At 60.8% G+C, this 13,121-nt stretch carries 7 protein-coding genes and 2 pseudogenes; 5 read left to right on the top strand and 4 right to left on the bottom strand.

Features of this window, described 5'->3' with window-relative positions:
- Positions 1-411 precede the first annotated feature (411 nt).
- Positions 412-1,671 carry a serine hydrolase gene (locus tag JQ624_RS37210; protein ID WP_249130383.1) on the top strand — a complete coding sequence of 420 codons (1,260 nt, stop codon included), beginning with the start codon at positions 412-414 and terminating at the stop codon, positions 1,669-1,671.
- A 125-nt stretch (positions 1,672-1,796) separates the two neighbouring features.
- On the opposite strand, the gene JQ624_RS37205 is transcribed toward JQ624_RS37210, so the two are convergent.
- Positions 1,797-5,168, bottom strand: coding sequence for an adenylate/guanylate cyclase domain-containing protein (locus JQ624_RS37205; protein WP_212423840.1), 3,372 nt, complete (start codon positions 5,166-5,168; stop codon positions 1,797-1,799).
- Between the two features lie 317 nt (positions 5,169-5,485).
- On the opposite strand from JQ624_RS37205, the pseudogene JQ624_RS37200 reads away from it, so the two are divergent.
- Positions 5,486-5,917: pseudogene (locus tag JQ624_RS37200) on the top strand (transposase); the annotation flags it as partial.
- A 256-nt stretch (positions 5,918-6,173) separates the two neighbouring features.
- Here JQ624_RS37200 and JQ624_RS37195 read toward each other — a convergent pair.
- Entirely contained in the window at positions 6,174-7,505 is a 1,332-nt protein-coding gene (locus tag JQ624_RS37195; protein WP_212423839.1) for a serine hydrolase, read from the bottom strand.
- A gap of 709 nt (positions 7,506-8,214) precedes the next feature.
- On the opposite strand from JQ624_RS37195, the gene JQ624_RS37190 reads away from it, so the two are divergent.
- Positions 8,215-8,382: a hypothetical protein gene (locus JQ624_RS37190; protein ID WP_212423838.1), complete on the top strand. Its 168-nt coding sequence runs from the start codon at positions 8,215-8,217 to the stop codon at positions 8,380-8,382.
- A 1,086-nt stretch (positions 8,383-9,468) separates the two neighbouring features.
- Here JQ624_RS37190 and ligD read toward each other — a convergent pair.
- Positions 9,469-10,389: a non-homologous end-joining DNA ligase gene (gene ligD, locus JQ624_RS37185; RefSeq protein ID WP_212423837.1), complete on the bottom strand. Its 921-nt coding sequence runs from the start codon at positions 10,387-10,389 to the stop codon at positions 9,469-9,471.
- A 15-nt stretch (positions 10,390-10,404) separates the two neighbouring features.
- Entirely contained in the window at positions 10,405-10,749 is a 345-nt protein-coding gene (locus JQ624_RS37180) for a hypothetical protein (protein ID WP_212423836.1), read from the bottom strand.
- 1,310 nt (positions 10,750-12,059) lie between these two features.
- Here JQ624_RS37180 and JQ624_RS39870 point away from each other — a divergent pair.
- Positions 12,060-12,462 (top strand): annotated as a pseudogene (locus JQ624_RS39870) (hypothetical protein).
- A 142-nt stretch (positions 12,463-12,604) separates the two neighbouring features.
- Positions 12,605-12,781, top strand: coding sequence for a hypothetical protein (locus JQ624_RS37170; RefSeq protein ID WP_212423835.1), 177 nt, complete (start codon positions 12,605-12,607; stop codon positions 12,779-12,781).
- Positions 12,782-13,121: the final 340 nt, after the last annotated feature.

Here is a 13,121-nt window from a genome sequence, read left to right as displayed (position 1 = left end):
CTGCGGGCGCGACTTCCGCTATGGGTGGTCACTTTCGGAAGTTGGGCCTCGTGACAGAGATGTCCGCTCTACCGCAATGGCGGAAGTGATCTGTCATTCGATCACGTTGCGTAACGCCTCTCATTCGGCAAGGCCAACCAGGTGCAACGGCTTGATCAACACATCGAGATGTCCCTGATGGCGATAGGGTAATCGGCGATGACGTCACTAAGTGCAGCGCAATCTACGGCGCGTCGGAGGCGGTTTTCGTTGCCAAGGCAGCCCAAATGGCAGAAGATTCACCCAGAACCCCGGGCATCCGGGCATGCGGCAATACCAGCCGAAGTGCAAACTTGAAGGCGCGCCGCGTCAGGGGACCGGGCAATCCGGCTGCTCCGTCCTAGGCCGTTCTGCCGGGCGAGGGAGCAAACAATGATAGGGATCACCAGACGTCAAGCCATAGGAACCATGGGAGCCGCGGCGGCATTTGCGACGGGTCTCGGGCGTCCGGTCCTCGCTGAGACCGCAGCGGGGGCGGCCGGCATCGATCAGGCGCTGACCGAAGCGGTCAAATCCGGGAGGGTGCCCGGGGTTGTGGCGCTGGCGGCCAACGACAAAGGCACGATCTATTCGGGCGCATTCGGTGTGCGCAGCCTTGCTCAGTCCCAGGCAATGACCGTTGATTCGGTGTTCTGGATCGCCTCCATGACTAAAGCCGTGACGACGGCCGCGGCGATGCAGATGGTGGAGCAAGGAAAGCTGAAGCTCGATCAGCCCGCTAGCGAGATCCTGCCGGATTTGGCGTCGGCGCAGGTGCTGGAGGGGTTCGACGCGGCGGGTACGCCCCAGCTCCGCCCGGCCAAGCGGCCAATCACGCTGCGGCAACTGCTGACGCACACCGCGGGATACACCTACGACATCTGGAACGAGAATACTGGCCGCTACGAGAAACAGGCCAACCTGCCGGCACTCATCACCTGCAAGGACGACGCCCTCAAGACGCCCTTGGCTTTCGACCCCGGCGATCGCTGGGAATACGGCATCAATATCGATTTTGCGGGCAAAATGGTCGAAAAGGTGAGCGGCGAGCGGCTCGAAAGCTATTTCCACGAGCACATATTCGGTCCTCTCGGCATGGCCGATACAAGCTTCAAGCTCAGCCAGTCGCAACGCGAACGGCTTGTGGCGATGCACGCGCGTGGCGCCGACGGCTCATTGAAACCGATCGAATTTGAAATGCCGCAAGAGCCGGAATTTTTCATGGGCGGCGGCGGCCTCTACTCGACGGGATCCGACTACTTGAAGTTCGTGCGCATGTTCCTCAACCACGGCAGCCTCGACGGCAAGACGGTGCTGCGACCGGAGACCGTGGCAATGATGGGGCAGAACCAGATCGGCGACGTCAACGTGGTGGTGCTGAAGAGCGTCTTACCCGACAGCTCGCTCGACGCCGAATTCTTCCCGGGCATGGTCAAGAAATGGGGGCTCGGCTTCATGATCAACACCGAGACTGCGCCGACGGGCCGGAGCGCCGGCAGCCTCGCCTGGGCCGGCCTCGCCAACACCTATTTCTGGATCGATCCGACCAAGAACATCGCCGGCGTCATCCTCATGCAGCTTCTGCCGTTTGCCGATCCGCAGGCGTTGCAGACCTTTGCCGAGTTCGAAAGCCGCCTTTACAAGGTCGCCTAGGTCTCGACGGTGCGCGGCCTGCAACCGGAATCTTGCAACCGCGGCATTAAATGAACTTTGCGGTACGGACCATCGGCTAATGTACTCCATGAAATATCTCCGAAGTGGTGAGATGTTCTGGACTTCTACGCGCTTAGTTCGTCGAGCAAGGCCTTGGCTTCCTTCAAGTCGAGGGTGTCGAAGCCCTCGGTGAACCATCGGTAGATCGGCGCGAGGAGCGCGCGGGCTTGATCGCGCTTGCCCTGGTCGCGCCAGAGCCGGGCAAGGCTAGTGGCGGCACGAAGTTCCCAGAGCTTCGCGTCCTGCTGGCGTGCGATCTCGATGGCGCGGCAAAAGGCGGCCTCCGCTTCGGCCTCGGCACCCGGATGAGCGGTCCGCAATAGCTCGCCTCGGTGCCGAAGCAATTCGGCCTCGAACCACCGCACTCCCGACTTCTCGGTCAGCGCAACGGCCTCCGATAGCCGGCCGAGCCCGTCTTCGGGCCGCCCCATCTTCGCGTGCGCCGTGGCAAGCTGTGCGAGATAGAACGGAAGGATCCATGCCGCGCCGGACGCTCGGAACCCCTCGATGCCGCGCCTCAGCAGATCCATCCCCGCCTCGGCGTCGCCGGCTTCGGCCAGCGTCCAGCCGCGATATGCCGTTCCCATTGCGAGGAAAAAGGCGAACCCCTGCTCGGTGGTAAGCGCGATCAGCTCATCCGCCCGCAGGCGCACGGTGCGTGGATCATCGAGTACGAAATGTAGTCGGCAGGCGACGCTCAGCGCAAATGCGAGGCTGATCGGGTGCGACAGCTCGCGTGCCTCTGCGAGGGATTCCCTGCTCCGCGCCTGGGCCTGATCCGCGAAACCCAAAAGCCCGAGCGTCAGCGACAAGAAGGAGAGCATCGCCACGCGGGCGTTCTCGGCGAAGAGAACCGTCAGAGACCGATGCTGCGCCGGGTCATAAAGAGCGAGCCCCCGCTCAAGATGCGCGCGCGCCGAGCTCAATTCTCCGCGATGGAGCCAACTGTCGCCAACCGCCCGATGACCGGCCACCAAGGTGGCCGCATCGTTCTGTCGTCCGGCCAAATCGAGCAGTTCTTCGGCGACGCGATGCGATCGGTTGGTTTCGGCGCGCACGTGGTGATGCACGAACTCGCCCCACAGGGCCTTGAGCAGGTTTGGCGTGTCGTTCAGCAGCTCGCAGAGACGGCGTGCCCGCGCGTAGGCCTTTCCAGTCTCTTCAGCCGCATGGCCCTTCGCGGCGATCAGCGCGCCGCCGAGCGCGAGTTGAAGTCCGACTTCGGTGTGCTGGCGCTCGGGGGTATCCGGCAGATGGCACAGGAGATCGAGCGCCTTGCGCATCTGCCTGATCGCTTCTGCCATGGCCGAGCGCGCCTTGGAACGCTCACCCGCTTCTTGCCAATAAAAAACCGCCTTCTCGATCAGACCCGCATTCGCGCAATGGTGCGCGAGAATCTCCGGTTGCACTTCGGCAGCCGTGGCGCGCCTCTCCTCCAGCACGCGAGCGATCCGGGCGTGCAGCTCGCGGCGCGGGCCGCGCAGCAGCGTGCCATATGCCGCGTCCTGCACCAATGCGTGTTTGAAGAGGAAACTGGCGTCGGGCGGTTCGCCGCGACGAAACACCAGCCCGGCGCCGATCAGCCGGTCGAGCGCCGCTCGCAGCTCGCGGTCGCTCCGGTGCGCGACGGAAGCGAGCAGATCATAGCAGAACTCCCGGCCAATGGCCGCGCCGATTTGCGCCACCTCCTTCGCGACCGCGCCGATGCGGTCGAGCCGCGCCATCAGCGAGGCGTGCAAGGTGGGCGGCACCGCGAGCCCGGGCAGCGGCGCAGCGGAGACGGTACGCGCGACCCCGTCAGCGCCGGTTTCGAGTACCGCTTTGGTCAGCTCCTCGACGAACAGCGGCACGCCGTCCGTTCGCTCAGCGATCTCATCGACGAGCTCGCTTGGCAGTGTCCGGTTTCCGACCATACTCCGAACCAGCGCGGCCCCAGCGCTCTGGTCAAGGCGGTTCAGCACCATCTCGCTGACGTGCGCCTTCCCGGCCCATGCGGACTGAAACTCGGGCCGGAAGGTGATCAGCACCAGCACTGGCAGGCTCGCCATCCGCTCGACGGCCCGGTCCAGCAACTCGCGCGAGCTTGGATCGATCCATTGCGCGTCCTCGAAGACCATCATGATTGGATGTCTCCGCGCCAGACCTTCAAGCTGTCGAGCCAGGGCGCCGAAGCTCTTCTCCTTTTTTCGCTGCGGCGTGGGGGCAATCGGCAGGTAGCCATCGCCGGTCGGGATCGATAGCAGGTCGGCAAGGATTGCCACATCCTCGTCGGGCGGCGAGGCCGCGGATAGCAACGCCCGCAGCTTGTCGAGCCTCACCCCCGGTGTGTCCTCGCGCTCGAAACTGGCGGCTCGCTGGAGCTGCGCAATAAAGGGATGGAGCGCGCTGTCCTGATGATGCGGCGAGCAGAAATAACGCAAGGTAGTGTGCGGCTCGCCCTGGATACGTTCCTGGAGAGCCGTGACGAGGCGCGACTTGCCGATCCCCGGCTCGCCGGCGAGCAGCACTACCTGCCCGGCGCCCGTCCGCGCGCGCCGCCAGCGGCGCTCCAGCAGCTCGAGTTCCTCCTCGCGGCCGGACAATGGGGTGAGCGCCGCCGCGTGCATCGCCTCGAAGCGGCTCTCCGCCGTCCCCTCGCGCAGCACCCGCCAAGCGCGCACCGGCGCGGCGAAGCCCTTCAGCGTCACTTCGCCAAGATCCTGGTAATCAAAGAGCCTGCCGATGAGCCGCCGCGTGTCCTCGGCGATCACCACCCCATCCGGCTCGGCGAGCGCTTGCAACCGGGCGGCCAGGTTCGGCGTCTCGCCGACCACCGCCTGCGCCTCCGCCGCCTCGTTGCCGATCAGGTCGCCGACGATGGCGAGACCGGTGGCGAGACCGAGGCGAACGTGAAGCTCAAGGCCCGGCGGCGCAGTTGGCGCGTGCCGGGCGGCTGCTATCTCCAGCGCGGCGCGCACCGCGAGTTCGGCATCATCCTCGTGCGCCGAAGGGTGGCCGAACAGGATCAGCAAGCCATCGCCAATGTAGCGGCTGATGGTGCCGCCGTATTTGCGAACGATGGCCGCCACGCCATCGCGGTACGCGGCGATGATGTCCCGTAGATCTTCCGGATCGACCTGTGCCGCAAGCGCCGTCGAACCGACGAGGTCGCAGAACATCACGGTGAGCTGACGGCGCTCGGCGGAAGAACTTTTAGGCGGTGATAAAGCCGATGGTTCTGCGGCGACCCTTGGCAGACTGGGCGTTGAGGCTCGAGCCGCCGCTGATGCTTGCGCGCCTTCCGTCGGCATCAGCGCGGCACCGCAGTCGCCGCAGAACCTTTTACCCGAGGGGTTTTTGGCCCCGCACGCGACACAGTACGCCAGTAGCGGCGCGCTGCAGTCGCCGCAGACCTTCTTCCCCTCCCGGTTGGCACTGCCGCAGCTCGGACAATCCATGCCGCACCTGAATTTGTGTCAGCATCATTGGGTACTTGTAAGGTAAGAAGCTTGAGCCAATCTTAGCCCGGCCAGAACGGAAGGGATGTAAAGTGCTTCACAGTATGAAAATGAATTTGCCCGTACCTATCTCTCCCGTCGGCGCGATGCGCACCTCTCAAGTGAGGTGAGCCGCTTCAGTCTATCGAAACAATTGGGCAATTCGCACCGTTGGCCTCAGACTTGGATCCGGGCAAAGACCGCTAATGGGATGGTCCGGCCGTGCTCCGGCCCTGCCAGCACGAGAAGCTGGCAAGGGGCAAGACAAGGAGCACGCCATGTCTCAGAAACTCAACGCAGCGATCGCCGTGATCGGCATTGATATCGGCAAGAACGCGTTCCGCCTCGTGGGTCATGATCACCGCGGTGCCATCGTGCTGCGGCAGAAGTGGTCAGGCGGCCAGGTGGAAGCGCGGCTCGCCAACCTGCCGCCGTGCTTGATCGGTATGGAGGCCTGCGTCGGCGCGCATCATCTCAGTCGCAAGCTCCAAATGCTTGGCCACGACGCCCGCCTGATGCCGGCGAAATACGTGCGCCCCTATTCGAAGGGACAGAAGAATGACTTCCGAGATGCGGAAGCCATCGCCGAGGCGGTGCAACGCCCGACCATGAAGTTCGTCGCGACCAAGACCGCCGATCAGCTCGACCTTCAGGCGCTGCACCGCGTCCGCGATCGATTGATCGGTCAGCGTACCGGCGTCATCAATCAGTACGTGATCGTCGATTCGTCCTGGATCGACTATGTGGGTTAGGATGCGGGAGCGATCGGCCGAGTGTCAAGCTTCGGCCTGACCTGCGCCGTGAGGCTCCCACATGTGTCGACGACCTACCGTCGTATTGTCTTGACTGCCTTGTCACGCTGGGGCGTAAGGTCTTTCTGCCAGCGAAAGTGGCCCAGTTGAATAGCGAGGCAGCGAGAAATCGTTGCCTCGCATTCGGAATGCGATGGAGGGCACGGTGACGGCTTCAGTCCACGAGCGCCTGATAGACGAGGGCCTTGAACATCTTGCGGTAATAGGCGCGTATTGGGCTCGGGGCCTGTGTCATGTAGACACCGACGATCTCTTCCTGGGGATCTGCCCAGAAAAAGGTGCCAGCGTAACCTGCCCACATGAACTCGCCCGCCGAGCCGGGCACACCAGCTACGCCCTCGCCCTGACGCACTGCAAAGCCAAGGCCGAACGTGTAGCCGGGAGTTCCCAGCAGAAGCTCACCCGGCTGGAGCGGCGCCGCGACGCGCGTGCCGAGATGGTCTGACGTCATCAGCTTGATGGTGGAGCGGCTCAATACGCGTACGCCGTCAAGCTCGCCGCCATTCAGGAGCATCTGGCCGAAGCGCAAATAGTCCGTGGCGGTCGAAACTGCGCCAGCGCCGCCGGAATCATTCTTCGGCTCTGCCGACACATCGAGCACGCTCGTCTTCAGGCCTGAAGCAAGGTCGACCGGCAGCGGCTGCGCGACACGCGAGATCTTCGACGACGGCACCCAGAAGCCCGAATCCACCATTTTGAGCGGCTTGAACAGTCGTTCGTCCAAGAAGACGGCAAGCCGCTTGCCAGACGCTGCCTCAATCACGCGGCCGAGAATATCGACGGCCATGCTGTACTCCCACATCGTGGCTGGCTGGTGAATGAGGGGTATCTTTGCCATGCGCGCAACTTGCTCGGCTGGCGTCATATCCCGGGAGTCGTACTCGTGCACGCCCGGCTGGGAAAACTTGGCCTCGACGTAGGCTGCCTTCACCGGTTCGTTCTTGGTGATCTCGGCATAGGCGAGACCCGCGCTATGCCGCAGAAGATCCTGCACGGTGATCGGCTTGGCCGCCGGTACATTCGTGTAGGTGGTCTTGCCATCGGCGCCTGTGCTTGCCACGCTCACTTGCATGTCTTTGAAGGCCGGCAGGAATTTGGAGACGGGATCGGTGAGCTGGATGACACCATCTTCGACCAGCATCATGGCCGCTACCGAGACAAGCGGCTTGGTCATCGAATAGATGCGGAAGATCGAATCGAGCTTCATGGGCGTTTCCGCGCCCTTATCTTGGAAGCCGATGGCGTCCGAATAGACGATCTTCCCCTTGCGGGCGACCATGGCCACCGCACCCGGCAGCTTGCCGTCGGCAATCTCCTTTTTGAGCATTGTGGTTATGCGCCCAAGGCGCTCCACCGACATCCCGACCTGTTCAGGCGTTGCCGTGGCGAGGGGCTGGAGTTCGCGCGCCGAGACTGGCAGCACCGCTGTTGCAGCGACCAGCATCGCGGCCAGAGCCGTCGTCGCCAGTATTTTCCACCTACACATGACGCTCCTCCCGGGACCGTTTTTGCGAGAGCCGAGTTCGCCCGACCCGGCAATGATCTTATCCGACGTCGTCGCCTTGGAACATGCTTCCGGATGAAAATGATCAGGCTCGAATTGCCTGGCGTCAAAGTTTCCACGGCCACGGCGCGCGGCCGCATGGCAGCTTGATGTCCGCGGCGGCAATGTCGCGTAATGGGTCAATCGCGTCAGTTTGGCTCTCGGCCGGCTACTTCCGCTCTTCCCCCGTAAGCGGCGACGTAATGGGCGCTCGTCATGTCTTAAAGGTGCCAACAGAGACTTCCGCTTGAGAGCGCGTATTCCTGTCAATTGAGCAGCAGCCCAAAAGAAAGCCCGCCAGCGAGGTGCAGGCGGGACTAACCCCGGGGCGATCGCCGAAACTAAGCTAATTTCCTCCCGTCAGGCGCAACTACAAAATGGCAACTGGCGGCCATCTTCACTCATGACCGATTTAGGTACTCAATGCTGTCCTTTTGAGCAGGCAAAATGACGTTCCCCGTTGCGTTGGTTGCCGACGTTCGGGTGATCAACTCACGTTCTCCTCGCGAGTTGGTGAAGACGTTTCTTCGCACGGCTCCCCACGAAACCGACAAATCCTGCGACAACACCATTCTTGGCTTGCGATGGCACACTCTTGAAACACGATGCGGGCAGTGTCTCTGCATCGATTTCGCAACCGAAGGAGCCAACGATGCGCAATTCAATGGGAGCAATCGCAATTGCTTTCATGGTGGCATTTGCCTGGTCGCACACTGTGCTCGCACCTTCCCAAGCAAGCACCGCAACGTCAATCAATCCGACCGATATGATGACGAACTACAAAGGCTCGCTTCCGATTGAGCAGTGGGAAGCGATTTAGCCGTTCTCCGAGTACTGTCCCCTCCCCAAACTTGAAAGCCTTGGCAATTGTCAGGGCTTTTTCTTTTAGGAACAATTCTTTGCTTTGCGCGCGGTACTGCGGCCGTTGGTCAAACCCGGAAGTCCGCGCGCAATCGGCAAGTCTGCTTTGCGGCCCTGAAGCGGACATCGGGTTCTCTCACACCGAGATCAGTAAATTGTCAGCGCGTGTCACGCCGCGGAACGACCTTCCCCGGAGCATCCGGAACCGTATCCGCCTTTTCTGTAAACCATCCCCCTTGGTAACGTCTGATTGACCACTCAGCTTAAGCATTTCATGAGGCGCGGGTGCGACGGTGCGCTCATGGTCGGGATCACCCGACAGGGAAGCGTCATGGTCAGGCTGCCATGCAGCCTGACCCGTCCAAGGATCACCATGGCAGCTAAGAAGCGCAAGCCGAAATCGCTAGAGCCGCATCGGCCGATGCCGGTAATTTCAATTGCGCAGTGGGCAGCTTAATCAACATGACCCTGACTGCGGCCACATCAGGCTCAGTGCTGCTGTGCTTATTTGTAGCGAAGCGAATACTCTGACGCGAGGCGCACCATCGCTATGAGTTATTTACCGCTATCTCGGGAATTGTGGTCGCGCTAGTTGTCCTCGCGTTCGCCGCCGAGACCAGCAGCCAATAACTCTATGCGGGCTAAACCGCCGACAAATCCAACACGTCAGAAAACGGCTGCAAAGGTAGACGCCCTCCCCCGGGGCAATTGAACCGCCTCGTGCGAACAAACCAACCTGTAGGATGCTGGAGACAGTCTGGCACCGCTGCACCACTAGCCCATCACCGCTGCCGACAGGACCCAACCCGCTCTACAAAGGCGAAGTCCGGCCGGACGTCGGCACCGCGCTTGCGGCATGCTGTGCACACAAACTGGCTTTCTATGTCGGAGAGCCTGACATTATCGGCCCATTGATCGGCGCTGATCCTTGTCGAATGGCTGCACTTGAAATCCGAACAGAACACGACGACGCCCCGAACGCCCGAGCTACGCAGTTCACCAAAAGTGATCTTTCTTGGTCGCTTCGCTGGTGCAACGGCATTACTCATATGTCTTCACGGACCCCTTTGAAGAACGGATGCCGCACCTTGCCCTCGGCCGACTTCGTCCGGTATTCGATCTCGGCGTTTAACTCCGACTCCACCCAGATGCCCTTGTGCGCGATCCGCGTAGTGTAGGGCTGGGTTTTGCGGATCAGGGGCATCAGGCGCTTGCGCAGCTCGGCGGATGATTTCTTGTCAAAGCCGTGGTCGACCTCGCCGGCATAGATCAGATCATCGCCCTTGCGGCGGCCGACATAGATGCCGTCCCAATCGTTGCCATCAAGTGCGAACCCGGCGATCGTCAGCGTCTCGCGCTGAGCGCATGTCTTCTTGGTCCAGTCATTACTGCGGCCGCTTTGGTAGCGGCTATTCCGCACTTTCGAGACTACGCCCTCCAGCCCGACCTTGCAGGCATGGGCGTACATCTCGTTGCCGTCCACATCGAAGCTTTCGCTGAACTGTACGTCGGTCCCGTCGATGATTTTTTTCAGGTGAGCCTTGCGCTCGATCAGCGGCAGCTTTCGCAGGTCATAGCCATTCAGATACGGGAGATCGAAAGCGACCAAGACGATTTTGGTTGATCTGCCTTTCAACTCATTCTGCAAAACGGAGAAGTCCGTGGTGCCGTCGTCGGCCGGAACGACGACCTCGCCGTCGATGATCGCAGAACCGGCGATGATATGCCACGCATCGTCAGTGATCTTTCGGAAGCGTTTGGTCCAATCGTTGCCGCGTCGGGTGAAGACCTTGACCACCTCGTTCACGAGATGGACTTGGACGCGATAACCGTCGAATTTGATCTCGTGCAGCCAGCGTTCGCCGGACGGGACCTTTTCGGTCGCAGTAGCCAATTCTGGTTCGATGAAGCCGGGAAATGGCGCCTTGATGCTGATGGCTGCGGGCTTTTTGCGCTGAAATGCCATGCATTCCCCCGCCGCTCAAAGTCGCAACGATAGCTGCAGCGTAGGGCCAGCATATGTATCAACGAAGTCTTGGATATGCTCGGGCACGGGCTCGCCAGCAATGTCGCACCGCGTCTGTATTTCTTGAGCGACATCTTTGGAAACGTCATCAGCCCAATGCTCCAACGTGTTGAAGGCGACGACGCGAACCGGATCATTGAATTGCCCGGTCATAAGATCGTTGACGATGGTTTCGAGGTCGGTGCGCTCGATCTCGGTTTCGCGGTAAACGGTGCCATTTTTAAAGCGGTCGATCACAAGATAGACCGTCTGATCCGCGCCGTAAGGAACGGTACTTGGCGACCAGCCCGTTCTGGGCATGGCAATACTCCAACGCAACAGGTACCCGAAAAGAGATCAAGCCTACAACGGTCAGTTCGTTCCGGCCACTGAGCGCTTATCTGCGCCTTTGATTGGTCATCGGGCTTTCAGTGGGTCATTAGGGTAGTACAGCGACTATGGGTTCGACGTTAAGATGCTAAAGTCTGTCGGGATACAACCGGCCATCAGTCAGCCCGATAGTTAGCAACCGGCTCGTCCGCGCCGCTCGGATCGATTGAGCCGCCGTCAAAATGGTCTTCGAGGCGCTGTCTGGTCAAGGCGTCCATGCCGTTGCGGTGCAGCCAGAGAAGGCCCGTGGCAAGTTGCCGTAAGTCGTTCCGATCCGCGCCAACGGGGAGCCCTCTCGCCCGACGCAGCGCGTCGGCCGCTTGCTGCTCCAATGCTGATAGCTCGCGTTTCACCTGCGGCCCCAACAAATTGATCTTTGTCGCTTGGCGAAAGATCGATCTCTATCCCACTTCACGCGTCAGGTTTGTGAAACGGTTCACAATTCATCTCCCGCCAGACTGAGATCCTGCATTTCGGAAGGTGCACTAGGCCGAGCTTGTTCCCTCGTGCTCCTATTCCTGCCCCTTCGGAACAGTCTGTGTCTCGGGCGACGGCGTGGGTGCCTTATCTTCCGGCGGGGTGGTTGGTTCTCAGCTCAGGCAGCGCCATGCACTCACCGGCCCAGAGCTTGGTGCCCTTGACCGTTCCGACAAGCTTGCAGCCCATCGGCGCGATCGGCTTTGCTTGAACGATCGGCTTGCCGCCAATGGTCGGTCGCTTGCAGGCCCTTGGGCGGAAGCGGCGCCAGAAATTAGGGTTATCGCGAGCAACAAAGCCGCCTGGGCGGCAGTGTTACTGATGCTCATCGATGTACTTCCCTCGGCAGCCGGTGATGATGGTTTCAGTGAGGCCGCTGCCATCTTCCTTGTCGCAAGATTGTACAAAATGAACCTAAGGGCAGCGTCGATTTAATCTTGGACAACTGAATTTTCTGCGAACCATCGGCGTTGTTTTGTGTCGGCGCGCGTCGTCCCGCCAACGATGCCACCGGCCAGCGGTCTCGCCCTTTCCGAAGCCCCGGAGGGTGGGGCCGTCTGGCCGGCCGATACCATGGGCGACGATCAATGCGTTAGTCGTCGAGGTTTTCGGAGGTGATCACACCCGTCTTACGATCGGCATGATAATCTAGCTTCTGGCCGTTCTTGATGCCTTCGCCTTCCCATCGGCCGTCATCGGCCTTCAGTGAACTTCGTATGACCTTGACCATCAAATCGCGAGAGGTAATCTGGGGTGGCACGATCATGGGCGCGAAAATGCGCGCCGAGATCGCCCGCAATGTCGCCAAGGAAGCGTTAGGAAAGCCGCCCGCGCGGAAGCGAAGGCTTGGTCGATCCGCATGGAAGGTTACGGCGGGCCCGCGCAGCCGTCGCCGACCATAGGTCAGTTTCTCAATGCTGGCTTGGGCTGGCTGGAGGTGAGTGCAACCGCTCAAATCGCGGGCGAGCCTGCCGCTCGACGCCATCCGCCGACCACGCGATACGCCGCTCTGGACGTTGGAGGCATCGCTGAAGTGCCGATCCTGCCGGAAGGGCGCTACGCACCGCCAGTGCACATGATCAAGCTGACCGATACGCGTGAGGTCACCCCTTACAGGTGGATGCGCACCCTGGTAAGCCTCGGGAGGACCCACGAGCGGTACTTTGATCAAAAGCCACCGAGGCGCCGGCCTGACAACCCCGCCAGCCGCCTCACTCGTTAATTCATCAATTAGAAACCATATAAAATGATCGGACGATTTTAAGGAAACAATTCGCCCGCCGCCGCGTCGATTAGCCGGAGGCCACAAATGGCGACAGAGCGCAAGTTCAGAGAGCAAGAAATTCAGATCGCGCGTTATCGGCTTCTGGAGCGGGAGGTCACTGATCCATTTGCCGCGTGCTTGCTACACATCATCGTCTTAGAACTTGAGGCCGATCTTCAGAAGGATTGGGAGACCGGTCAGAGAAAATGTCAGGGCCGATGAAGCCCCTCTCTCGGCTGGGTCCGGTGAGAAGGCGTTCTTGAAAGATGCGTCATTGTACAACTTCTATGACAGGCTTTCCTTTATCACAATGTGGACGGTCAACATCTTTAGCGCCTTGTCGCCTGAAACCTTGAAGCCCGCGTGAGGTACCTTACGAGTATTGATCGTGGCCGCTCCAGTGGGAAATTAAGCGGACCAACTGCTTTGCAAGGTGTAGCGCTGCTTGCATAGTCGAACAGCTGCTGGGAGCCATTATTTCTTCTTGGGGGTGCTCTTGAACGAAACGCCTAATCGCATTGAAACTTTGCGAATGCGCTCAGGCGTACGCTTCATGATCCGA

The organism is Bradyrhizobium sp. AUGA SZCCT0283 (assembly GCF_018130385.1).
Classification (GTDB): Bacteria; Pseudomonadota; Alphaproteobacteria; order Rhizobiales; family Xanthobacteraceae; genus Bradyrhizobium.
This window is presented reverse-complemented; position numbering and strand designations above follow the sequence as displayed.